Here is a 24,440-nt window from a genome sequence, read left to right as displayed (position 1 = left end):
CCAGAGTCTATTGCAGTGCAGCATGGCACCCAGCTGTATCTGGTTGTTGGCGAGCTTGCGCCGATGGGTTCTCTGGTGGGTTCCCTTATACGGCCTGAACGGCTATGAACGCTCGCAAACCTGAAGCTTTACCGGCCGAATCCCTTTGAGACACCTCACGCGGATACGGCCGTCAACCCCGGAAAAGTCCATGCGTCTCTCCCGCTATTTCATGCCCATCCTCAAGGAAAACCCCAAGGAAGCGGAAATCGTTTCCCACCGGCTGATGCTGCGCACCGGCATGATCAAGCAGCAGAGCCAGGGCATTTATTCCTGGCTGCCGCTTGGAAAGCGTGTGCTTGACAAGGTCAATGCGATCATCCGCGAGGAGCAGAACCGCTCCGGCGCCATCGAGCTTTCCATGCCGACCCTGCAGTCGGCCGAGCTCTGGCAGGAAAGCGGTCGTTACGACGCCTATGGCAAGGAAATGCTGCGCATCAAGGACCGCCAGGAGCGTCCGATGCTCTACGGCCCCACCAATGAGGAAATGGTGACCGATATTTTCCGGTCCTACGTCAAGTCCTACAAGAACCTGCCGCTCAACCTCTACCATATCCAGCTGAAGTTCCGCGACGAGATCCGTCCGCGTTTCGGCACCATGCGCTCGCGCGAGTTCATGATGAAGGACGCCTATTCCTTCGATCTGAACAAGGAAGACGCCGTCCATTCCTATAACAAGATGTTCGCGGCCTATCTGCGCACTTTCGATCGGCTTGGCCTGCGTGCCATTCCGATGCGCGCCGATACCGGCCCGATCGGCGGCAATCACAGCCATGAATTCATCATTCTGGCCGAAACCGGCGAGTCGGAAGTGTTTTCGCACCGTGACTTCGTGAATTTCGACATTCCCGCTGCAGACGTCGATTTCGACGATGTTGCCGGCATGCAGGCGATCTTCGACAAGTGGACGTCGGTCTACGCCGCAACCTCCGAAATGCACGACGAAGCCGCTTTCGACGCGATCCCGGAAAGCGACCGCCTCTCGGCCCGTGGCATCGAAGTCGGCCATATCTTCTATTTCGGCACCAAATATTCCGAGCCGATGGGCGCCAAGGTGCAGGGACCGGACGGCAAGGAACACCTTGTCCACATGGGATCCTACGGCATCGGCCCGACCCGCCTTGTTCCCGCCATCATCGAAGCATCGCATGACGAGAACGGAATCATCTGGCCGGCCTCGGTTGCGCCCTTCGATGTCGTGGTCATCAACATGAAGCCCGGCGACGAGGCCTGCGACCGCATTTCGGAAGGCCTCTATGGCGATCTCGGCAAGGCAGGCAAGGACGTGCTCTATGACGACACGGACGACCGCGCCGGCACCAAGTTCGCCACGGCCGACCTGATCGGCGTGCCGGTCCAGGTGATCGTCGGACCCCGCTCCGCCGCAAACGGCGAAGTGGAAGTCAAGGACCGCAAGACCGGTGCCCGCGAAGTCATGACGGTGGAAGCCGCCATGAACCGCATCACCGGCTAGCGCGCCGTGCGTCCGTTCGGACGCACAAAGGACGCGCTAATCTTTTGAAGTTTCAGCATCGTGCTTGAAAGCGCGATGCTGAAAGGCGAGCCTCGCGACAGGTCCGTCAGGCATATCGGAACACCGCCGCGGGAAATCTTCCGCGGCGGACTTAGCATTCAGGGAAAATTGCGGATGGCGAGCGTCGCGGCAGAGGACAAGGCGGAAAAAGCGGAACGGTCGCCAAAGGCCGGCGCGTTTTCGGCCTTCGAGCGCATGGTCGCCTGGCGTTACCTGCGCTCGCGGCGCAAGGAAGCCTTCATTTCCGTCATCGCCGGCTTTTCCTTCATCGGCATCATGCTCGGCGTCGCGACGCTGATTATCGTCATGGCTGTCATGAACGGTTTTCGCACCGAGCTGATCTCCCGCATTCTCGGCATTAACGGCCACATGATCGTCCAGCCGATCGATTCGCCGCTCAACGATTACGCCGAACTCACGAAGAAGTTCGCAGCCGTGCCCGGCGTCAAGATGGCGCTGCCGCTGGTCGAGGGCCAGACGCTGGCCTCGGGCAAGGGCGGCGCCGGTTCCGGGGCGCTGGTGCGCGGCGTGCGCCCGGAAGATCTCGAAAAGCTGACGGAAGTCGCCGGCAATATCAAATCCGGCGATATCGTCGGTTTTGCCTCGGGGCAGGGCGTCCTTGTCGGCTCGCGGCTTGCAAACCAGCTCGGCCTTTCGGCCGGCGACCAGATCACGCTGATTTCGCCGGAAGGCGACGTGACCCCCATGGGCGTCAACCCGCGCGTCAAGTCCTACACGATCTCCGGCATATTCGAGATCGGCATGTCGGAATATGATGCGACGATCATCTACATGCCGCTCGAGGAATCTCAGCTCTATTTCAATGCCGAAGGCATCGTCCAGTCGATCGAGCTGTTCATCGACAATCCCGACAATGTCGATGAGCTGAGGCCGAAGATCGAGGCGGCCGCCGGGCGCCAAATCTTCATCACCGACTGGCGCCAGCGCAACCAGACCTTCTTCTCGGCGCTGCAGGTGGAACGCAACGTGATGTTCATGATCCTGACGCTGATCGTGCTTGTCGCCGCGCTCAACATCATTTCCGGCCTGATCATGCTGGTGAAGGACAAGGGCTCGGATATCGCCATCCTGCGGACGATGGGCGCCAGCTCCGGCGCGATCATGCGCATCTTTTTCATGACCGGGGCTGCGATCGGCATTGTCGGCACGATTGCCGGCGTCCTGCTCGGCGTCCTTGTCTGTCTCAATATCGAATCGATCCGCCAGTTCTTTTCCTGGGTTTCCGGCACGATCCTGTTCGACCCGGAACTCTATTTCCTCAGCCAGCTTCCGGCCGAGATGAGTTTTGGCGAGACCTTTACGGTCGTCATCATGGCGCTGGTCCTTTCCTTCATCGCCACCATTTTCCCGGCGTGGCGGGCCTCCAGGCTCGACCCCGTCCAGGCCCTCCGTTACGAGTAATCGGCAGAATTCATGGCACGCAAACCCGTCCTGCAGCTTTCCGGCGTCGAGAGGCATTATGGCCAGGGCGAGACGACGCTCTCGATCCTGAAAGGCGCCGATTTTTCGCTGTCGAGCGGCGAGATCGTCGCGCTCGTCGCCCCTTCGGGCACCGGCAAATCGACCCTTCTTCATCTCGCCGGCCTGCTGGAACATCCCGATGGCGGTGACGTCTCGATCGGCGGCCGTTCCTGCAATGGCCTGTCGGACGAGGAGCGCACGTCGATCCGCCGTTCCGAAGTCGGCTTCGTCTATCAGTTCCATCATCTCCTGCCGGAATTCTCGGCGGTAGAGAACATCATGATGCCGCAGCTGATCGGTGGCCTGTCCAAGGCCGATGCCCGCGAGCGGGCAAGCCAGCTTCTCGATTACATGCGGATCGGCCATCGTGGCGAACATCGTCCGGCAGAGCTTTCCGGCGGTGAGCAACAACGCGTCGCCATCGCCCGCGCCGTCGCCAATGCACCGCGCGTGCTGCTGGCCGACGAACCGACCGGCAATCTCGACCCGAAAACCGCATCCTACGTTTTTGATGCGCTGGAAGCGCTGGTGCGCCAGTCGGGCCTGGCTGCGCTGATCGCCACCCACAACCACGAACTCGCCGCCCGCATGGACCGTCGCGTGACGATCGAGGGCGGCAAGGTGGTGGAGTTCTAAACTCCGCTGATTTCGCTTCAGACAAAAAAGCCCTGCGGCCTTTGTGTTGGCCGCAGGCCTTTTTTATTGCAGTTGGTTCGAAATTATCCGGCCGTCAGATGATCCACCAGGATCGAGGTGCCCAGGCAGAACAACCCGACGCCGCCGACCACTTCGGCCCATTTGCCGAAACGCGGGCCGATCAGGCGCGACAGAAGCATGCCGCCGGTCGACATGGCGAAGGTGGCAAAGCCGATGGCGATCGCCACGATGACGATATTCACCTGCAGGAAGGCAAGCGAAACGCCAACCGCCATGGCATCGATGCTGGTGCCGATCGCGGTCGCCATCAGAATGACCAGCGAGCGGCTATCGGCCGAAACCTCTTCCGTCTCGCTACGCGAAAAACCTTCCATCGCCATGCGGCCGCCGACGATGGCGAGCAGGATGAAGGCGATCCAGTGATCGACGGTCTGGACATACTGGCTGGCGACGATGCCGGCGAGCCAGCCGATCAGCGGCGTGATCATCTCGACGACGCCGAAGACGATGCCGGTGCGCAGCGCTTCTTTCAGGGGAGGGCGTTTGAAGGCAGCACCGCGGCTGACGGAGGCGACAAACGCATCGATGGACATGCCGACGGCAAGCGCGGCAATCGTGAACGGAGACATGGCATAACTCGTGTTCGGGCTCTGGTTGGATGGCATGACCACGCCCTTGCCCCAAGGACGCTGCCACCAACGGTCTCGCATGGCCTTTTCAGGCTGACGGCGCCACGCGAAAGAGATCGCGATCATGTTGACGCAGTCCCGCCGAACAGGCGGTTGCTACTCCCCGATGCGGTCCAGATAGCGAGTCGTTCGAAATAAGTCAATAAAAACAGTTTGTTATGGTATTGAGAGGCATTTGCAACTGAGGTGGCGGGGATGGCTTGTCGTCCTTTATTCTGCTGCCACGCATCTCTCATGCGACGGCCCCTCATCCGGCTGCCGCCACCTTCTCCCCGCTCGCGGGGAGAAGGGTATGCCGCGCCCGCTCGATCCTCATTTAAAGCGCGACGATGACCTTCCCACCAGCCAGCGCAGGGCAGGTCCCCTCTCCCCGCAAGCGGGGAGAGGGCTAGGGTGAGGGGCAGACGCACACACAGAGGTGCGCAAATATGGGGAAGTTCAGAACACCCCATCCAGCAAAACCAACACCTTGCACGATTTTACCTTCACCTCATTCCCGCCCCCCCTAAAATCCTCCTCGTCCCGCTTCGGCTACACCGGCACGCATCGCCGGCGAGGTGGGACCGGTGATCCGGTCGAGCGCTGTGATGCAGGCGCGGAACCGGGGGCTGCGCAGAAAATGGTCTGCCTCTCGCCTGAACAAGGAGGGACGTGCGTGTGTCGCACACATGCGATAGCTGGTCTCGAAAGAGGCTTGGATCGCCGCAGACGGACCGGAGTTGCGCGGAAAAACCACCGAACGGGGCACGTCGCGTGTCACCTATAAAAAATCAATTCGAGGCACCCGACGTGTCCCGGCCGAAACTGAAAATCTTACGATCGCCAAGGGAGACATCCGTGCCGCAAAAGGCACGCGGTTAACCATCCTGCGGCTTCCTGTATTCTTGTTTCGTTCTCTTGTTGACTCTCGTACAAAAAGAGAACAAATTAAAAACACAAGAGAACACGGGAGACGACGATGACTGACCTTCTTCGTGATATTGCCGCATTCGCTTCCATCGCGACCTTTGTTGCCAGCCTTTCGATGATCATGCTGGTCATGTAAAAACCCTTGTCTTTCAGGCTTTTGGCACGGCTCAAAGCCTGAAAGACGTTGAGAGAGGAAATCCGAACTGGACTCCTCTTGTCGCACATCCGAAAATGCCCCGATTCATGAAATGGGTAATGTGCGGATATGGCAGACGCTGCGGGCGGTAAATCTATGGCAGGGGCAACTGGCACGACGCCGCAATTCGTGCACCTGCGTGTCCATTCCGCCTATTCGCTTCTTGAGGGCGCCTTGCCGCTCAAGAAGATCCTGGCCAAGGCCCTGAGTGACGACCAGCCCGCGCTTGCCGTCACCGATACGAACAATCTCTTCATCGCGCTCGAATTCGCCCAGAAGGCGATCGGTGACGGATTGCAGCCGATCATCGGCTGCCAGCTGTCGATCGACATGGAAGACCAGAGCGACGAACGCCGCAGCAGCCACCAGCAGCTCGCCAAGCTGCCGGCAATCGTTGTGCTGGCGGCGGATGCGGCCGGCTATGAACGCCTCGTCGATATCGTCAGCCGCGCCTATCTCGGCGGCGAGGGGCATAGCGCCGTCCACATCCGTCGCTCCTGGCTGGAGGAGGCGGGTACCGGAGGCCTGATCGCGCTGACCGGTGCAGCCGGCGGTCCCGTCGATATTCCGATGAGAGACGGCAATACGGCGCTCGCACAATCCCGTCTCCTGTCGCTCAAGGAACTTTTCGGCGATCGCCTTTATCTCGAACTGCAGCGCCACGGTTCCTGGGATCGCCGCCATGAGCGCAAGATGATCGATCTCGCCTACACGAACGACGTGCCGCTGGTCGCGACCAATGAGGCGTTTTTCCCGACCAAGGGCGATTACGACGCGCATGACGCCCTGATGGCTGTGGCGCACAATGCCATCGTCTCGGATGACAACCGTTTCCGCCTGACGCCGGATCATTATCTGAAAAGCCGCGCCGAAATGGCAAAGCTGTTTGCCGATCTTCCCGAAGCGCTGGAAAACACTGTCGAGATCGCCAAACGCTGCTCGTTCATCCTGAAAACCCGCAATCCGATCCTGCCGCGCTTCACCGGCGCGACCGCCGATCCGGAAGAGGCCGAACGCGCCGAGGCGGACGAGCTGCGCCGCCAGTCGATCGAAGGCCTTGAAAGCCGCATGGCCGAGCTTGGCCTTTCCGCCGGCTTTACCGAAAAGGATTATCGCGAGCGGCTCGATTTCGAGCTTTCCGTCATCGAGAAGATGAAGTTTCCCGGCTACTTCCTGATCGTTGCCGACTTCATCAAATGGGCAAAGATCCAGAACATTCCGGTCGGCCCCGGCCGTGGTTCGGGTGCAGGCTCGCTGGTCGCCTATGCGCTCACCATTACCGACGTCGATCCACTGCGTTTCTCGCTCCTGTTCGAACGCTTTCTCAATCCAGACCGCGTGTCGATGCCCGACTTCGACATCGACTTCTGCCAGGATCGCCGCGAAGAGGTGATCCGTTACGTGCAGCGCAAATACGGTCGCGAGCAGGTGGCGCAGATCATCACCTTCGGTTCGCTGCAGGCCCGCGCGGCCCTGCGCGACGTCGGCCGCGTGCTCGAAATGCCCTATGGCCAGGTCGACCGTATCTGCAAGCTGGTGCCGAACAACCCGGCCAATCCGACACCTCTATCGAAGGCGATCGAGGAAGAACCAAAGTTCCAGGAAGAGGTCGAGAAGGAACCAGTCGTCGGCCGCCTTCTCGATATTGCCCAGAAGATCGAGGGCCTTTACCGCCACGCCTCGACCCACGCCGCCGGCATCGTCATCGGCGACCGGCCGCTGTCGAAACTGGTGCCGATGTATCGAGACCCGCGCTCGGACATGCCGGTCACCCAGTTCAACATGAAATGGGTGGAACAGGCAGGCCTCGTCAAATTCGACTTCCTCGGCCTGAAGACGCTGACGGTGCTGAAGACCGCCGTCGATTATTGCCGCAAGCGCGATATCGAGATCGATCTGGCAAAGATCCCGCTGGACGACAAGAAGACCTATGACATGCTGTCGCGCGGCGAGACGGTCGGCGTGTTCCAGGTGGAAAGTGCCGGCATGCGCAAGGCACTGATCGGCATGAAGCCCGACTGTATCGAGGATATCATCGCGCTCGTCGCCCTCTACCGTCCGGGCCCGATGGAAAACATCCCTGTCTACAATGCCCGCAAGCATGGCGAGGAAGAGATCGAATCGATCCATCCGATGATCGATTACCTGCTGAAGGAAACCCAGGGCGTTATCGTCTACCAGGAGCAGGTCATGCAGATCGCCCAGGTCCTGTCTGGGTATTCGCTCGGCGAGGCCGATCTTCTGCGCCGCGCCATGGGTAAGAAGATCAAGGAGGAGATGGACAAGCAGCGCACCCGCTTCGTCGAGGGTGCCGTCAAGAACGGCGTCTCCAAGCCGCAATCCGACCTGATTTTTGACCTTCTGGCAAAATTCGCCAACTACGGCTTCAACAAGTCGCACGCCGCCGCCTACGCCATCGTCTCCTATCAGACAGCCTTCATGAAGGCGCATTACCCGGTCGAGTTTCTCGCCGCGTCTATGACCTACGATATGGCCAATACGGAAAAGCTGGTCGATTTCCGCGAAGATGCGGTCCGGCTCGGCATCAAGGTCATCCCGCCCTCGGTACAGACCTCGTTCCGCCGTTTCGAGACGGGCGACAACTGCATTTTCTACGCGCTCGCGGCGATCAAGGGCGTCGGCGAATCGGCTGTCGAACACATTGTCGAAGTGCGCGGCGACAAGGAATTTTCCGGCATCGAGGATTTCTGCCTCAGGATCGATCCGAAGCAGATCAACCGGCGTGTCATGGAAAGCCTGATCTCCGCCGGCGCCTTCGACTGCTTCGGCCGCGACCGCGCCGAAATGAGCGCCGGTCTCGACCGCATCATCGGTTATGCCCAGCGCGCCCAGGGCGAAAAGGTCAGCGGCCAGCATGACATGTTCGGCTCCGGCTCGGCGTCCGGCCCCGAAGCACTGGTCTTCCCGACCTTCAATCCCTGGATGCCCTCCGAAAAGCTGATGCGCGAATATCAGGTTCTCGGCTTCTATCTCTCGGCGCATCCGCTCGACACCTATGCGCCGCTTCTCGCCAAACTGCGCGTCCAGACTTTTGCCGATTTCTCCGGCGCTGTCCGCAAGGGCGCGACCGCCGGCCGTCTTGCGGGCACGGTGACCTCCCGTCAGGAGCGCAAGACCCGCACCGGCAACAAGATGGGCATCGTCGCCTTCTCCGATTCCTCCGGTCAGTTCGAGGCGGTGCTGTTTTCGGAAGGTCTCGCGCAATATCGCGATCTGCTCGAGCCCGGCAAATCGCTGGTCATCACCGTCCAGGCCGAAGAGCGGCCGGAAGGCATCGGCCTGCGCATCCAGACGGCTCAGTCGCTCGAAGAAAAGTCGGTTCAGATGCAGAAGGCCCTGCGCGTCTATGTGCGGGATTCCGGCCCGATGCGCACCGTCGCCCGCCACTTGAACGCCCGCGGCGATGGCCTCGTTTCCTTCATCGTTATCAAGGATGACGGCAAGCGCGAGATCGAGGTGGAACTGACGGAAAAATACCGGCTTTCACCGGAAATTGCTGCGGCGCTGAAGGCGGCACCCGGGGTGCTGGATGTCGAGCTTCTGAGCTGAGGGCGGTCGTTGACCACTGCCGTTTGAGCACAGAACGGGCGGCATATCGATCTCCCCCCTTGTGGGGGAGATGCCCGGCAGGGCAGAGGGGGTTAACCCCGAGTACTCGTTTCACCTTGAATTCGCTGCACTGTTGCTCACCCCCCTCTGTCACTTCGTGACATCTCCCCCACAGGGGGGAGATTATTGGGAGCCTGCTGCGCGGCCTCAGCCTCTGCGTTGGCAATCACTCGGCAAGAAAATCAATAAAGCCCGATCGACCGGTACTGCTTGTTGCTGCTGCGCTTGGCCGGGCGCGGCTGTTCCACCGGCTCGTCATAGCTCGTATCGGCTTCGGCGACCTGCTGTTCCGGCTGGGTGATGGTGATGAAATCCGTGCCCTTGCCGGTATCCGGGCCAAGGCCCTGATCGTTGATGGTGATCGACGTGCCATCGGCCATCGCGGTCTCGATCTTTTCGCGGATGTCGTCCGGGATCTCGATCCGATCGAGCGCGGCGCGGGCGGCACCCGATAGCGACGAATCGCTCGGCAGCGTGATGCCGAGGCGTTTCATCGTCGCGTCGGAAAGCTGGTTCGGCAGCGTCACCGCATGCCATTCGGCCGTCTCTTCCTGGCGGTTGACATCGGTGACGGTGAAGAGATGTGTGCCAAGCGCCACTTCCGGCGCCTTGATCCCGACCGGCGCTTCGAACATCGGCTCGAAATTCTGGCGCACCATGATCTGGCCGGCCGGCGGCTTCGGCTTGTCTGCGGCTGCATAAAGCGCGTCGAGGAATTCGCCGCTGATTAGCGGCCCCTTCTGGGAAAGGTTCTTCCAGCGCTTGAAGCCGGTTATGGCGGAGCGGGTGAGGGGGCCGAGATAACCGTCGGAACCGCCGGTTTCGAAACCCATGCTTTCCAGCAGAACCTGGGCGTCCATCAGCGTCTCGCGATCGCCGCGGCGGGTGATCAGGATGCGCAGGATCTTTCCACCATCGGCCTTTGTCGCAGCCGGCGTCCCTGGCTGGGCTGCCGGAGCATCGCTGCTGGTCTTGCCGATGGGGCTGCCAAGCGGGTTTTCGGGCGCGACATTCATAGCTACCTGCACCGGCTTCGGATCGGCCTTGATCGAGGAGGTGCGCAGTTCGACATCGGGAAGAAGCGGGCCGGTCGGCGCGCTCTTGCGCGGCTTGAACAGAACGACATCGTCGATCAGCTGCGGCGTCACCGGCGCATCGGTGATGATCACATGCGCACCATTGGCGGTCATATCATAGAGCGAGCGCGCAAAAGCGCCCGGCATGCGCACGCAGCCATGCGAGGCGGGGTGATTCGGCACGACGCCTTCATGCAGCGCGATACCGGACCAGGTGATCCGCTGCATCCAGGGCATGGGCGCGTTCGAATAGATGTTCGATTCGTGATATTTTTCCTTCTCCAGAATGGAGAAGATGCCGCTCGGCGTCGTATGGCCGGCCTTGCCGCTGGAAATCCTGGTGGTCGCGACAACGGCTTCACCGTCGTAAACGACCATCTGCTGTTTGTCCTTGGAGACAATGATCTGCAGAGTGCGGCCGTCTGCCGCAAAAACCGTCTGCGACAGCATCGTCGCCGACAGAAGACCCAAACCAACAACCAGGCGACGCAACATTCACCGACCTCTTATACGCAATACATTTGATGCGCATTTTCGCGAATGAGGTTTAAGGAAGATTTGCCAGAGGGCGAATCGATTTCGCGTGATGGACAAAAATCATCACGTTTCATTGATGCAGGTCAGCGGTTCCGGTCGTCAGTCGCGCCGCTTGTTGCCGAACGTATAACCGGTCTCGACCGCCGCCTTACCGAACTTGTCGCGCAGCTTGTCCATCGCCGCTTCCGCCGCCGCCCGGCGTCCGGCCTGGTGGTCGACCAGATCCGGCGGATCGGCACGTTGTGGGTCACAGAGATCGGTGACGCCGATGCCGAGCAGGCGGAATTTCGCGCCATCCGTCTCGCGCTCCATCAGCGACAGGCCGGTGCGAAAAATCCGGTCGGCAAGCTGCGTCGGGTCTTCCAGCTTCTTGTTGCGGGTGCGGCTCTTGAAGTCGGCGGTCTTCATTTTCAACACGACCGTATGGCCAGCAACGCCCTGTTTCTTCAGTCGGGCCGACACTTTTTCCGAAAGCCTGCGCAGGATCGGCACGAGATCGTCATAACGGGAAATATCGTCGAAAAACGTGGTCTCGGCGGAAACGCTTTTTGCCGGGTCGTTGAGATGCACCTCGCGATCGTCAATGCCGCGGGCGAGGCGATAGAGGCGCTGGCCCATCGTGCCATAGCGCCGCATCAGGTCGCTCTCTTCCATGGTCTGCAACTGGCTGATCATGCGGATGCCATCCGCCTCCAGCGTCGCGTTGAACGCCTTGCCGACGCCCCAGATGGTCGTCACCGGCCGCTGTGCCAGAAAGGACAGCGCTTCCGCCTGTCCAATCACCGAAAAACCGCGGGGCTTCTGCAGGTCGGACGCCACCTTGGCCAGGAATTTGCAATAGGAAAGCCCGACCGAGATGCTGATGCCGAGTTCCTTCTGCACCCGGTTGGCGAATTTTGCCAGAATGCGTGCCGGCGGGTCGTTGTGCAGCTTCTCTGTGCCGGCGAGTTCGAGAAAGGCTTCGTCGATCGACAGCGGCTGCACCAGTGGCGTCAGCTCCATCATCATCTGACGCATCTGCCGCCCGACACTGACATATTTTTCCATATTCGGCGGAATGACAATCGCGTCGGGGCAGAGTTCCAGCGCCTTGAACATGGGCATGGCGGAGCGCACACCGCTGATGCGGGCGATATAACAGGCAGTCGAGACGACCCCGCGTTTGCCGCCACCGATAATCACAGGCTTGTCGGCCAGTTCCGGATTGTCGCGTTTCTCGATGGTCGCATAAAACGCGTCGCAGTCGATATGCGCCAACGTCAGGTCATAAAGCTCATCGTGATAGAGTAGGCGCGGGCTGCCGCAGGCGCGGCAACGGCGCGAACCTGCCTTCTGCTCCGTCAGGCAGTCGCGGCAGAAACCGGATGTCTTGTCAGATACAGCTGTCATCTCAGGAACAAAGGTTGAACATCGGAACAATAAGCCCTAAGCTCGTTCATCTCAAGAGCTGGGGGCATGCCGATGAGGGAGTTCGAAGCCTATCCACTGACACCGGATCGCTGGGACGACTTCGTCACGCTATTCGGTCCGTCGGGCGCCTGTTATGGCTGCTGGTGCACCTATTTTCGCTTGCCGCGCGCCGAGCGCGACCTGCTCGATGCCGGCGAAAAGAAAGACCATATCCGCAAGAGAATAGAGGCAGGTCCGCCGCCCGGTATTATCGGTTATGTCGAAGGCCAGCCGGCCGCTTGGGTTCAGGTCGGCCCGCGTTCCGATGTGCCGCAATGGAATTCCCCGCGCACCGTTTCGCGCCCGCTTGAGCCGGAGGATGCGGGTGACGATGGCGTCTGGGGCGTCAGCTGCTTTTTCATCGGCCGGCGCCATCGCGGCAAGGGCAATAGCCATCGCATCCTGGCCGCCGCAGTGGATTTTGCCCGCGCCTCCGGCGCGAGGCTCATCGAAGGCTGTCCCATCGAAAATGCCAAAACATCCCAGTCACTTGGCCTCTATGTCGGCTCTGCGGCGGTCTTCAAGGCGGCGGGGTTTGTCGAAGTTGCGCTTCGCAAGGCGGGACGGCCGCTCATGCGTCTGTCTCTGGCTCCGGAAGGAGTTTTAGCGTGAAGAGGCACGGCCGATATGGGTGTTGATAAGCTCGCCTGCATGTGGCCAGTCCATGGCGCGCACGATGCTGTCGTCCGGTTTCGGCGCAAGCAGGTGCAGCGGCGAATCGGGCATCATGTGTATGATCAGGCTGTCGCTCACATGGTCACGCACCGAGTGAAGATTATGCGCCATGTCGTCGATAAAGACCGAGGGCAGGGCGCGCTCGGCATGCAGCCGCTTCATGATCGGCCCCTTCGGCGCTTCGCTGGCGATCAGCGGAAAGGTGAGGCCGAGCCGGTCGAGAAGACGGCGTCTTGCCTCCTGAAACCGTGGCGGCATGGCGGTGAGGAAGAGCACGTCGGCATCCTCGGCAAGGCTTTCCAGCGTCTCGCCAACACGGTCGAATGGCGTCTGCCAGGTCTCCTGCGCCTCGAAAAAGGCGCCGATCGTCCGCTTCACCTCGAGTTCGGCCATGGCCTCCTGCGTGGCGATCGAGACGATATTGCCGGTCAGCCGGAACGAGCGTGGCAAAAGCTCATGCCCGCTTTCGCGCAAAAAATCCTGGAAGGGTGCGGCGAAGTTGAGAACGACATCATCGACGTCGCAGACGATCAGCGGCCGGTCGGAGAGGGTGACATGGGAAAGGTCGAGGATCTCGCTCATCGCAAAACTGCTCCGAATTTAATACTGGCCCGAATCGAGGCCGGGCCTCGTGTAATAAAGCGAGACCGCGGCCACGGTTTCCGGCTTGGTGCCGGTCGCCTCGCAAAAGGCCATCAGCGTCGGCTCGTGGCTCATCAGGAAATCCACCATGCCGGCCAGAAAGCCGGAGTCATTTACCGCGTGCCGCAGCTGGTCTGCCTGCAGGCCGGAGAGTGCCAGGAAACGGCCGAGCATATCCGGCTCGCCGGCCAGCCAGCCGAGGATTGCAGCCGCGGTCTGCTCCGCCTGGCCTGCATCTACTTTGCCAATTCTGCCATCTCTCTGCATTTCCAGCTAAGTTACCTCTTTTTCAACCAAATCGCCTTACCGTAACCGGATGACGCCCCGGGGAATCGACTTTCCCGGGAGCTTATATACCGAAAACACGCTTGCAAGGCGCGATTTAAGGAACGGATCGCAATGCCCAAACGGGTCATGATTGTCGAAGACAATGAGCTGAACATGAAGCTCTTCCGCGATCTGATCGAGGCCTCGGGCTATGAGACCATTCAGACGCGCAACGGCATGGAAGCGCTCGATCTCGCCCGCAAGCATCGTCCGGATCTCATTCTGATGGATATCCAGCTGCCGGAAGTCTCTGGCCTGGAAGTCACCCGCTGGCTCAAGGAAGACGATGAGCTGCATATTATTCCGGTCATTGCGGTGACCGCCTTCGCCATGAAGGGCGATGAGGAACGCATTCGCCAGGGAGGCTGCGAAGCCTATGTCTCGAAACCCATTTCGGTGCCGAAATTCATCGAGACGATCAAGACCTATCTCGGCGATGCATAGGATCGGAACCCAGCCATGACAGCGCGTATCCTTGTCGTCGACGATATCCCCGCCAATGTGAAATTGCTCGAGGCACGGTTGCTCGCCGAATATTTCGACGTGCTCACCGCCGATGACGGTTACAAGGCGCTGGACATCTGTAACAGCCACCATGTCGATGTCATCCTGCTCGATATCATGATGCCCGGCATCGACGGTTTCGAAGTCTGCGAGCGCCTGAAGGCCAATCCGCGCACCGCCCATATTCCGGTCGTCATGGTCACCGCGCTCGACCAGCCGTCCGACCGCGTCCGAGGCCTGAAAGCCGGTGCCGACGATTTTCTGACCAAGCCGGTCAACGACCTGCAGCTGATCTCGCGTGTCAAAAGCCTCGTCCGGCTGAAGACGTTGAGCGACGAGCTACGCATCCGCGCCGACACCGCCCATAACCTTGCCCTGCAGGACATGCTGAAGGGCGTGGAAGGGCAGGAGGATATCGGCCAGGTTCTGCTAGTCGATGGACGCGGAAGCTCTCAGGAGCGCATCATCAAGGCGCTGAAGCCGATCGCCGAGGTCAATGCCATCTCCGATCCGCAGGCAGCCCTGTTCGAGGCGGCCGAAAACACATTCGACCTCGTCATCGTCAACGCCAATTTCGACGATTACGATCCGCTGCGTCTCTGCTCGCAGCTGCGCTCGCTGGAGCGCACCCGTTTCCTGCCGGTGCTTCTGGTGACGGAACTCGGTGATGACGAGATCATCGTCCGGGCGCTCGATCTCGGCGTCAACGACTATATCATCCGCCCCATCGATCCGAACGAGCTGGTTGCCCGCGTCCTGACCCAGATCAAGCGCAAGCGTTACAACGACCGTCTGCGGCTCAGCATGCGCCAGACAATCGAACTTGCGGTCACCGATGGCCTGACCGGCCTCAGCAACCGCCGTTATCTCGACAATCACCTGAAAGTCCTGTTCAACCGCGCCGCCGCCCGCGGTCGGCCGCTTTCGGTCTGCATCACCGATATCGATCGCTTCAAGGCGGTCAACGATACCTATGGCCATGACGCCGGCGACGAAGTGCTGAAGGAATTCGCCATGCGCATCCGCTCGACGGTGCGCGGTGCCGATCTCGCCTGCCGTTTCGGCGGCGAGGAATTCGTCGTTGTCATGCCGGATACGGATGCAGAACAGGCCGCAGCCATTGCCGAGCGCCTGCGCGACATCATCGAGCGCACGCCCTTCCTGATCAAAAGCACGGGCGCCAAGCTAAGCATCACTGCCTCGCTTGGTATCGCCTGCAACCTTGCCGGCGCCGAGACTCCCGAACAGTTGCTAAAGCAGGCGGACAGGGCGCTTTACGAAGCGAAGAACAGCGGGCGCAACAAGGTCGTTGCCGCCGCGGCCTGAGTGCTGTCCGGCATCGAAACCAAGTTGGCGGATTGTTGGTTTTCGCAACGTTCCGGGCTCTTCGCCCGAGTGACGTAAAAAAGAATCATTTAAGATTTCTAATATTGTGTCGGGATTTTTGGCTGCGGAGCGCCTTGCATGCCTGTGCACCCATTCATTTCTGACACCGCAGGATCACTTTTCACAGGTATGATTTTGTGGTGATCCGAAATAAAAAAGTTCCATGACAGCCTTTCCTGGCAAATCTTGCAAACAAGTCGGAAGTCGAATGCGGTTACTTGCAGGGCGCATGTGAGTTGAAGGTGAAGCTAAGTCAGCTTCGTCGGTGCCGTGATCGGGCGATGTCCGCAAATATTATTTCGCGTTTCTTGGCGTAAAATTGCGTTTTGGCAAGTTGAAAATCCCTTTGATGAGGGAGTTCTTTAAAAACAACATTGAAAAAGAAGAGAACGCGAATGCTTTCGTGGCGAATTTTAACCAATAAACAAGTGGAGTTGTGGCTCCGGTTAAGAATGTGTTGATTTTCTTTTCGTTTTGCGCAATTTTGGCCTCAACGAAAACAAAGGTTCCCGCAAGGGACGCCGATACCCCATGATGCTCAGGTCCGCCGCATCTCCTGGGTCGTGGGGTCGGTCGATCGGCAAGCATGCCAAAGCGGTTCCTCGTGCCGTGATTGCAAGCCGATCGACCCCCAATTGCGAAGCGCCATCGTCCGGACAGGGCGGTGGCGCTTTTCGTTTTGAGCCTTATTCCACAAAAGTGAAAACCGCCGAGCCGGGATCGTCCAGTGCGATCGCCGTTGAATCGCGGGCAAAAGAAAGGGCGCCTGACCTATGAGGCCGGCGCCCTTCTGATAGACAGAAAACCAGATCTTACTTGATCTTGGTTTCCTTGAATTCGACATGCTTCTTCGCGACCGGGTCGTACTTGGTCTTGGTCATCTTGTCGGTCATCGTGCGGCTGTTCTTCGTCGTGACGTAGAAGAAACCGGTGTCAGCCGTCGACAGCAGCTTGATCTTGATGGTCGTAGCTTTCGCCATGGTTGTTCTGCCTCTAAGAAAAATGAAGCCGCGGACGCGGAGGGCCCACGGCAAAATCTGGCGCGAAATTACAAATCGCGATCAAAATGTCAACTCTGTTTCGAACGGAAAAGCACGCGAGCGGCCGAAACAAGCACATAGAATGCAAAGAATCCGGCCAATGCCCAGGCAAAACCGTCATTGCCGGCAATGTCGATGGCAGCCCCGATCCCCTGTGGACCGGCAACCGTGCCGACCGCATAACAGAAGATGAAGGCTGCATTGGCCGCCGCAAGGTCGGCGCCGCTGAGTCGCGCGCCGAGATGCGCAAGCCCGATCGTGTAGAGACCGGAGACGCAGCCGCCCCAGAAGAACAGCACCACCGCCATCATCATCCAGTTCTGCACCAGGAAGGGCAGGGTGAGCGAACCGATGACGCCCAGTACCGCCATGCCTGTCAGAAGCGGCCTGCGGTCATGCATCCGGTCGGAGATCATGCCGAGCGGGATTTGGAAGGCCATGTTGCCGAAACCCATGACGGTGAGCAGAATGGCCGCCTGCGCCTCGCTGAGGGCCGAACGCAAGGCATAGATCGGAAATAGCGACAGGCCGCCGGCAGAAACGGCGCCGAAGGCGAAGACGGCTGCCGTCGCGGTCGGCACGAGAAAGATATAATGGAAGAAATGCCGGTCCGGCTTTTCGTCCAGCGCCGGGCTTTCGTTGCGGGCGATAAAGATCGGGATGATCGCCAGCAGAATGATGGCTGCGCCGACCAGGAAGGGCAGGATGCCATCGCTGCCGAGCGCGGAAAAGAGCAGCGGTCCCATGGCAAAGCCGATCGCCAGAACCGTTGCATAGATGCCCAGTACCAGCCCGCGGCGACGCGGTGGTGCTGCCTCGTTGATCCAGAATTCCGACAGGATGAACATCGTCGTCGTTGCGCCATGGAAGGTGAAGCGCAGCGGGAACCACATCCAGAAGTCGGTCGCGTAATAGAAGCAGATGGCGCTGGCAGCAGCGACGACGATCGCCAGCATCATCGTCCTGGCAACGCCGAACCGATGGGCGATCATGGTCGTCACGGGGGCTGCGATCATCGATGCGACGCCGGCCATGGCGGCATTGAGACCGATCAGCGTCGAGGCTATGCCCCGTTTTTCAAGAATGATGCTGAGAAGTGGCAGGCCGAGGCCCATCGCTATCCCGACGGCACTGATTGCGGAAATCGCGGCGATCAGCGACGGCCAATGTATCTCTTCAACATGGCCGTTGGCGTCTGTCGTCGGCTGAGGCATTCCAAATTCCTTACAGTCGGCTGCGGACGAAACGTCCATGACGCATGAGATAGAAGGAGACAGGGGTTCCGAAAGGTAAGTCCGGATAAGCAGCCATTAGTTCGCTCACGTCCTCCAGCACCGTCTGCGTGATGCGCGGCAGTTTCAGACCTGAAAGCGCACCGATGTCAAGCCAGCGAATGTCCTGAAGTTCCTGCGTATCTGCCAAATGCGTCAGGTCGATGGGGGTTTCCTGACAAAAGGCAAGAAAGAACCGTGTATCGTAACGCCGCACATTGCCGGGCGGCGTGATGGCGCGGGCCACATAGCGCAGTCGCGAAAGGTCGGGCAGCCCGTCCGCTCCGCCGAAGGTTGCGCCGGTCTCCTCGCAGAGTTCGCGCATGGCCGCGAGCGCCAGCGCTCTTGCACGGCTGGGGGCGATCGGCGCGGCGGGGCCGAGGCACAGCCTTTCCATCACGGCCGGATCGAGATCGGCGGCAAAGGGCAGGGCATGGTCGCGCGCGTCACGCTTGCCGCCGGGAAAGACATAGACGTCAGGCATGAAGACATGGCCGCTGCCGCGCCGGCCCATCAGCACCTTCGGCGTGCCGCCGGAACAGTCGATCAGGATGATCGAAGCGGCATCCCGTGGCCTGATACCCGTGACGGGCCGATGTGCCTTCGCATCGAGAGCGGAGGTGGCGTCTTTCTCGTCGGCCAAGGTCATGCGATCGGGCCACCTCGACCGGGATCATTCTTGGGATCGAACGTATCGTCCTCGCCGCCAAAACCATGCATGCGGGTCGCCCATTGCAGGCCGATCACGCCGCCCTTGATCGGCTGGATGGTGAGGATGGCGGCCAGAACCGCAAGCGGTGCCCAGATGGCCAGATGGATCCACGGAGACACTCGCCAGACCATGTCGGTCAGCATATAGCCGCCCATCAGCACATGGCCGACCACGACGATGACGAGATAGGCCGGCAGGTCGTCGGCGCGCTGGTGCGAAAAATCCTCGCCGCAGGCGGCGCAATGATCGACCGGTTTCAGAAAGGCCCGGAACAGCTTTCCGGTGCCGCAATTCGGGCAGCGGCAGAGAAGACCGCGCTGGATAGAACGGCCAAGCGGACGCTCCGCCTGCGGAGAGCCGCCATAGGAAACCGTCTCGCCCGCATCGCTTCGCATGCCTATCTCCTGCGGTTGCCGCGCGGTGGCCTTGTGCCCGGTGTCGAGCGGCCACGCCGCCCCGCCTTGTGGAAGGAGCGGGTCGCGGTCGGCAATTTCTTGCCCTCGCTCAGCATTTCGAACAGCAGGGCGCCGGCCAGCGGCACGGCATCCTTCAGCCGCACCTCCACCGAATCGCCGATCTGGAAGCCAAGTCCGGTCTTTTCGCCCGACAGCGCCTGATGCGCCTCGTCATAGATGTAATAGTCATTGCCGATCGTCGAGACCGGAATGAAGCCGTCGGCGCCATAGGTCGGCAGCTGCACGAAGAGGCCGGCCTTGGTGACGCCGGAAATGCGGCCCTGGAATTCCTCGCCGATGCGGCCTGCCAGATGATGCGCGATCAGGCGGTTGATCGTATCGCGCTCGGCTGCCATGGCGCGGCGTTCGAAGGTCGAGATTTCCGCTGCGATATCGTCGAGCTGCGCCTCTTCCTCCGGCTTGATGCCGCCTTCGCCGAGACCCAGCGAACCGACCAGTGCGCGATGCACGATCAGGTCGGCATAACGGCGGATCGGCGAGGTGAAATGCGCGTATTTCATCAGGTTGAGGCCGAAATGGCCGATATTTTCCGGGCTGTAGATCGCCTGGCTCTGCGAACGCAGCACCATCTCGTTGACCATGACCTGATGCGCGGTGCCATGCGCCTTGGCCAGAATGCCGTTGAACGAATTGGCGCGCACTTGGCCACCCTTGGCAAGCGGAATGCCGAGCGTCGACAGGAATTCGCGCAAGGTCTCCTGCTTGGCAAGCGACGGTGCATCGTGGATGCGGTAGATCAGCGGCTGGCGCTTCTTTTCCAGCGTCTCTGCGGCAGCAACGTTCGCCTGGATCATCATCTCTTCGATGAGCTTGTGGGCATCGAGCCGATCCGGCACGAAAACCCGGTCGACGGTGCCGTCGGACTTCAAAAGGATCTTGCGCTCCGGCATGTCGAGCTCGAGCGGCTGGCGACGGTCGCGACCGATCTTCATCACCGCATAGGCATGCCAGAGCGGCTTCAGGATCGGTTCGAGCAGCGGTCCGGTCTTGTCGTCGGTCTTGCCGTCGATCGCCGCCTGCGCCTGCTGGTAGGAGAGCTTTGCGGCACTCTTCATCATGACGCGATGAAACGTGTGGCCGACCTTGCGGCCTTCCTTGGAAAACACCATGCGCACGGCAAGCGCCGGGCGGTCTTCGCGCTCGCGCAGCGAGCAGAGATCGTTGGAAATCCGCTCCGGCAGCATCGGCACGACGCGGTCGGGGAAATAGACGGAATTGCCGCGCTTCAGGGCTTCGCGGTCGAGTGCAGCACCCGGCCGGATATACCAGGAGACATCGGCAATCGCGACGGTGACGATGACGCCATCCGGATTGTCGGGCGAGGGGTCGAGTTCGGCATAAACCGCGTCGTCATGGTCTTTCGCATCGGCCGGATCGATGGTGATCAGCGGTATTTTGCGCCAGTCCTCGCGATGCGACATCGTCGCGGGCTTGGCCGCTTCCGCAGCCTCCATCACGTCCTTCGGGAAGATGTGCGGAATGCCGTGGGCATAGATGGCGATCATCGAGATCGCCTTTTCGGAGGCAACCGAACCGACGACCGACAGAACCTTGGCCCGCGGCAGACCGTAACGGCCGGAACGGACGATTTCCGTCTCGACCAGGTCGCCGTCCTTGGCCTCGCCGATATCGGTGGGCTCGATCACCATTTCCTCGCCGCGCCGGTCGGTCGGTAGAAGACGGATTTCTCCGTTGGCGATCGTTTTGATCACGCCGAGCGAGGAATTCTGGCGCTTGTCGAGAACTTTCAGCACACGCGCCGTATAGGCGGGACCGGAGCGATCCTTGTTCGGAAAAATCTTTGCCAGGATCCGGTCGTTGATGCCGGCGGAAGGCGCCTTGCTCTTCGACCGGTTGTCGGAATTCTGGCGGATCAGCACGGCCGGTGCCGCGCCGGCATCATCCGGCCATTCCGCCGGACGGCCGATCAGGTCGCCATCCTTGTCGCGGGTGGTAATGTCGAGAACCGTGACAGGGGGAAGAGCGCCCGGCCGCGTCAGCGACTTGCGGCTCTTCTTCAAGAGCCCGTCTTCTTCCAGAGTGCGCAAAAGATCCTTGAGTTCGACGCGCGCTTCACCCTTCAGGCCGAAAGCCTTGGCGATCTCGCGCTTCGAACCCTTGTCGGGATTGTCGGCAATGAAAGCGAGCAGCACGTCGCGCGGCGGCACCACACCCTGGACGATCACCGGCTTGTCGCCGGCGATCTTGCCGCCACGTTCGGCTCTTTCAGCCCGCTTCTGCTGACGTCCCGATCTTTCGCGCGTTTCTCTCACGTGTCCGTCTTCTTCGCCTTGGCGGCCGGCTTCTTGGCCGCAGCTTTCTTCGGTGCAGCCTTCTTTGCCGCAGCCTTTTTGGGAGCGGATGCCGTCGTATCGTCATCCGACTTGGCGGCAGCCTTTTTGGTCTTTGCCGCGGAAGACTTGGCCTTAGCTGCCTTGGCCGGCGTCTTGCCACCCTTTTCGATGATCAGCGCCATCGCCTGTTCCATGGTCACGCCCTGCGGATCCATGCCCTTGGGCAGCGTCGCGTTGATCTTGCCCCAGTTGACATAGGGACCATAACGGCCGTCACGCACGGTGATCGAGCCGCCATCCGGATGCTCGCCAAGATCCTTGAGGGCTGCCGGCGTGCCGCGGCCACGACCGCCTGCGGCACCCTTTTCCTTCTTTTCGGCAAGCACGGTCACGGCGCGGTTGAGACCGATCGAAAACACGTCCTCGATCGATTCCAGATTGGCGTAGGAGCCGTCATGCAGCAGGAAGGGTCCGTAACGGCCAAGCCCTGCCGAAATCATCTTGCCCGTCTCCGGATGCTGGCCGACATCGCGCGGCAGACTGATCAGAGCCAGCGCCTTTTCATGGTCGATATCTTCCGGCTTCCAGCCCTTCGGCAGCGAGGAGCGTTTTGCATCCTTGCCGTCGCCGCGCTGGATATAGGGTCCGAAACGGCCCGACCGCAGCGTCAGCGGCTCGCCCGTATGCGGATCGTTGCCGAGCGCCTTCGGTTCGCTGAGACCGGATGCTTCCGCATCCGCGCCGCCTTCGGACGACAGTTGGCGGGTAAAGTTGCATTCCGGATAGTTCGAGCAGCCGACAAAGGCGCCATATTTGCCGAGCTTCAGCGACAGGTTGCCGGTGCCGCAGACCTGGCAGATGCGCGGATCCGAACCGTCCTCGCGCTTCGGGAAGACGAGCGGCGCCAGAGCTTCGTTGAGGGCGTCGAGAACATTGGTGACCCGCAGTTCCTTCGTGTCCTCGATCTGGGCAAAGAAATCCTGCCAGAAATCGCGCAGAACCTGTTTCCAGTCGAGTTCGCCGGCGGAAATCCGGTCGAGCTTTTCCTCGAGATCGGCGGTGAAATCGTATTCCACATACTTCGTGAAGAAGTTTTCGAGGAAGGCCGTTACCAGCCGCCCCTTGGAATGCGGGATCAGCTTGCGCTTCTCGGTCACAACATATTCGCGGTCGGACAGCGTCTTCAGCGTTGCGGCATAAGTGGAAGGACGGCCGATGCCGAGCTCTTCCATCTTCTTGATCAGCGATGCTTCCGAATAACGCGGCGGCGGCTCGGTGAAGTGCTGGCTGGCATTCACCTTCTGTTTGTCGAGCTTTTCGCGGGCAATGATTTCCGGCAGACGGCCATCTTCTTCATCGTCCTCGGATTTGTCGTCCTCGTCGCGGCGGTCCATATAGGCGCCAAGGAAGCCGTCGAAACGCACGACCGAACCGACGGCGCGCAGGCCGGCCTTTTCCGCACCATTGCTGGCGAGGATCTCGACCGTCGTGCGTTCCATTTCGGCGGATGCCATCTGGCTGGCGATGCCGCGCTTCCAGATCAGCTCATAAAGACGCGCCTGGTCGGCATCGAGGAATTTGCGGACCTGATCCGGGGTGCGGTTGAAATCGGTCGGGCGGATCGCTTCGTGCGCTTCCTGGGCGTTCTTGGCCTTGGTGGAATAGAAGCGCGGCTTTTCCGGCAGGTAGCGATTGCCGAACTGGTCGACGATGGCCGCACGGGCAGCCTCGATCGCCTCCGGTGCCATCTGCACGCCGTCGGTACGCATATAGGTGATGAGACCGACCGTCTCGCCGCCGATATCGACACCTTCATACAGCTTTTGCGCCACCTGCATGGTGCGAGAGGCATTGAAGCCGATATTGGAGGAGGCGGCCTGCTGCAGCGTCGACGTGGTGAACGGAGGGCCTGGATTACGCTTGACCGGCTTTGCCTCGACGCTTTCGACCGCAAAGGCGGCGCCGTCGAGCAGCGTCTTCAGCCGGTTGGCATCTTCGCCGTTCTTGACGCCGCGCGGCGGCAGGCGCTTGCCGTCCGCCGAAACGAGCTTTGCTTCGAACTCGTCGCCACGGGGCGTCTTCAGCAGTGCCGAGAGGTTCCAGTATTCTTCGGCGACAAAGCGCTCGATCTCGTTTTCGCGGTCGCAGACGAGGCGCAACGCGACGGACTGGACGCGGCCGGCCGACCGGGCGCCCGGCAGCTTGCGCCACAGGACCGGAGACAGGTTGAAGCCGACGAGATAGTCCAGTGCGCGGCGGGCGAGATAGGCGTCGACCAGCGGCACGTCGATATCGCGCGGATTGGCCATCGCGTCGAGCACGGCCTTCTTGGTGATCGCGTTGAAGACGACGCGCTTGACCGGCTTGTCGCCGATCACCTTCTTCTTCTTCAACAGATCGAGCACGTGCCAGGAAATGGCCTCACCTTCGCGATCCGGGTCGGTTGCGAGGAAGACGGCATCGGAACCCTTCACGGCATCCGAAATATCTTTCATGCGCTTCTGCGATGCGGGATCGACTTCCCAGGACATTTCAAAGTCCTGGTCAGGCAGAACCGAGCCATCCTTGGCCGGAAGATCGCGGACGTGGCCGAAAGACGCGAGAACCTTGTAGCCCGACCCGAGATACTTATTGATCGTCTTGGCCTTGGCGGGAGATTCTACAACAACAACATTCATCTTTGTTTCTCTGGAATAGAGCATTGCCCGGCATCTTGCGATCCAGGCGGAAACTTTGACCTCCCGACATGGAGGGCGATTGGCCCGCGGTCAAGAGGTGGCGTCAATTTAAGCATCACAACGGAATGCAACCAAAACGAGATTTACAATTTGTTGCAATCTTAAATAAACGCTTGTATGGTTCTTGCAACAATAACAATCCCGCTTCAACACCGCATTATATGGCAGCCCTGCAAC

The 24,440-nt window shown here is 60.4% G+C and carries 19 protein-coding genes; 7 read left to right on the top strand and 12 right to left on the bottom strand.

The window, feature by feature from the left end; translation table 11 throughout:
• Positions 1-190: 190 nt before the first annotated feature.
• The 3 genes from proS to FHW37_RS06995 all read left to right on the top strand — a co-directional run bounded on the left by proS (position 191) and on the right by FHW37_RS06995 (position 3,691).
• Entirely contained in the window at positions 191-1,513 is a 1,323-nt protein-coding gene (proS, locus tag FHW37_RS07005) for a proline--tRNA ligase (protein ID WP_145634349.1), read from the top strand.
• A 174-nt stretch (positions 1,514-1,687) separates the two neighbouring features.
• The gene (locus FHW37_RS07000; protein WP_145634347.1) at positions 1,688-2,995 is read left to right on the top strand and encodes a lipoprotein-releasing ABC transporter permease subunit; all 1,308 of its coding nucleotides are present in this window, start codon (positions 1,688-1,690) and stop codon (positions 2,993-2,995) included.
• Positions 2,996-3,007: 12 nt separating this feature from the next.
• A complete protein-coding gene (locus FHW37_RS06995; protein ID WP_145634345.1) occupies positions 3,008-3,691 on the top strand; it encodes an ABC transporter ATP-binding protein in 684 nt (227 codons plus the stop codon).
• Positions 3,692-3,774: 83 nt separating this feature from the next.
• Here the strand turns inward: FHW37_RS06995 and FHW37_RS06990 are convergent, their stop codons facing one another.
• Positions 3,775-4,341, bottom strand: a complete 567-nt coding sequence (locus tag FHW37_RS06990; RefSeq protein ID WP_145635932.1) for a manganese efflux pump MntP — start codon at positions 4,339-4,341, stop codon at positions 3,775-3,777.
• Between the two features lie 1,261 nt (positions 4,342-5,602).
• Between FHW37_RS06990 and dnaE the strand changes: the two genes are divergently transcribed.
• Positions 5,603-9,076 carry a DNA polymerase III subunit alpha gene (dnaE, locus tag FHW37_RS06980; RefSeq protein WP_432442831.1) on the top strand — a complete coding sequence of 1,158 codons (3,474 nt, stop codon included), beginning with the start codon at positions 5,603-5,605 and terminating at the stop codon, positions 9,074-9,076.
• Positions 9,077-9,318: 242 nt separating this feature from the next.
• Here the strand turns inward: dnaE and FHW37_RS06975 are convergent, their stop codons facing one another.
• The gene (locus FHW37_RS06975; protein ID WP_145634340.1) at positions 9,319-10,707 is read right to left on the bottom strand and encodes a L,D-transpeptidase; all 1,389 of its coding nucleotides are present in this window, start codon (positions 10,705-10,707) and stop codon (positions 9,319-9,321) included.
• Positions 10,708-10,848: 141 nt separating this feature from the next.
• Positions 10,849-12,138: a DNA polymerase IV gene (locus tag FHW37_RS06970; protein WP_145634338.1), complete on the bottom strand. Its 1,290-nt coding sequence runs from the start codon at positions 12,136-12,138 to the stop codon at positions 10,849-10,851.
• Positions 12,139-12,204: 66 nt separating this feature from the next.
• Here FHW37_RS06970 and FHW37_RS06965 point away from each other — a divergent pair, with 66 nt between their 5' ends.
• Complete coding sequence (locus FHW37_RS06965) at positions 12,205-12,810, top strand: GNAT family N-acetyltransferase (protein WP_145634336.1); 606 nt, start codon at positions 12,205-12,207, stop codon at positions 12,808-12,810.
• Here FHW37_RS06965 and FHW37_RS06960 read toward each other — a convergent pair.
• Entirely contained in the window at positions 12,802-13,455 is a 654-nt protein-coding gene (locus FHW37_RS06960; RefSeq protein WP_145634334.1) for a hypothetical protein, read from the bottom strand. The genes FHW37_RS06965 and FHW37_RS06960 overlap by 9 nt on opposite strands.
• Positions 13,456-13,473: 18 nt before the next feature.
• Positions 13,474-13,782: a DUF3572 domain-containing protein gene (locus tag FHW37_RS06955; protein ID WP_145634332.1), complete on the bottom strand. Its 309-nt coding sequence runs from the start codon at positions 13,780-13,782 to the stop codon at positions 13,474-13,476.
• Between the two features lie 132 nt (positions 13,783-13,914).
• Between FHW37_RS06955 and FHW37_RS06950 the strand changes: the two genes are divergently transcribed.
• Both FHW37_RS06950 and FHW37_RS06945 read left to right on the top strand, forming a co-directional pair.
• Positions 13,915-14,286 (top strand): response regulator, encoded by a 372-nt coding sequence (locus FHW37_RS06950; RefSeq protein ID WP_145634329.1) that lies wholly within the window; start codon positions 13,915-13,917, stop codon positions 14,284-14,286.
• Between the two features lie 15 nt (positions 14,287-14,301).
• On the top strand, positions 14,302-15,672 hold the full coding sequence (locus FHW37_RS06945; protein ID WP_145634327.1) for a PleD family two-component system response regulator: 1,371 nt from the start codon (positions 14,302-14,304) through the stop codon (positions 15,670-15,672).
• Positions 15,673-16,026: 354 nt separating this feature from the next.
• Here FHW37_RS06945 and FHW37_RS06940 read toward each other — a convergent pair whose 3' ends face one another.
• The 7 genes from FHW37_RS06940 to topA form a co-directional block, all read right to left on the bottom strand.
• Positions 16,027-16,320: a hypothetical protein gene (locus FHW37_RS06940; RefSeq protein WP_145634325.1), complete on the bottom strand. Its 294-nt coding sequence runs from the start codon at positions 16,318-16,320 to the stop codon at positions 16,027-16,029.
• A gap of 224 nt (positions 16,321-16,544) precedes the next feature.
• On the bottom strand, positions 16,545-16,712 hold the full coding sequence (gene rpmG / locus FHW37_RS06935) for a 50S ribosomal protein L33 (protein WP_003547442.1): 168 nt from the start codon (positions 16,710-16,712) through the stop codon (positions 16,545-16,547).
• Positions 16,713-16,801: 89 nt separating this feature from the next.
• A complete protein-coding gene (locus FHW37_RS06930; protein WP_145634323.1) occupies positions 16,802-17,986 on the bottom strand; it encodes an MFS transporter in 1,185 nt (394 codons plus the stop codon).
• A gap of 10 nt (positions 17,987-17,996) precedes the next feature.
• On the bottom strand, positions 17,997-18,692 hold the full coding sequence (locus FHW37_RS06925; protein WP_145634321.1) for an NUDIX hydrolase: 696 nt from the start codon (positions 18,690-18,692) through the stop codon (positions 17,997-17,999).
• Positions 18,689-19,150 carry a DUF983 domain-containing protein gene (locus FHW37_RS06920; RefSeq protein ID WP_145634319.1) on the bottom strand — a complete coding sequence of 154 codons (462 nt, stop codon included), beginning with the start codon at positions 19,148-19,150 and terminating at the stop codon, positions 18,689-18,691. The genes FHW37_RS06925 and FHW37_RS06920 overlap by 4 nt, the downstream gene beginning before the upstream one ends.
• 2 nt (positions 19,151-19,152) lie before the next feature.
• A complete protein-coding gene (gene rnr / locus FHW37_RS06915) occupies positions 19,153-21,435 on the bottom strand; it encodes a ribonuclease R (protein WP_246690725.1) in 2,283 nt (760 codons plus the stop codon).
• Positions 21,436-21,500: 65 nt separating this feature from the next.
• Complete coding sequence (gene topA / locus FHW37_RS06910) at positions 21,501-24,203, bottom strand: type I DNA topoisomerase (RefSeq protein ID WP_145634314.1); 2,703 nt, start codon at positions 24,201-24,203, stop codon at positions 21,501-21,503.
• Between the last annotated feature and the right edge of the window lie 237 nt (positions 24,204-24,440).

Source organism: Neorhizobium alkalisoli (assembly GCF_007829835.1).
GTDB lineage: Bacteria > Pseudomonadota > Alphaproteobacteria > Rhizobiales > Rhizobiaceae > Neorhizobium.
This window is presented reverse-complemented; position numbering and strand designations above follow the sequence as displayed.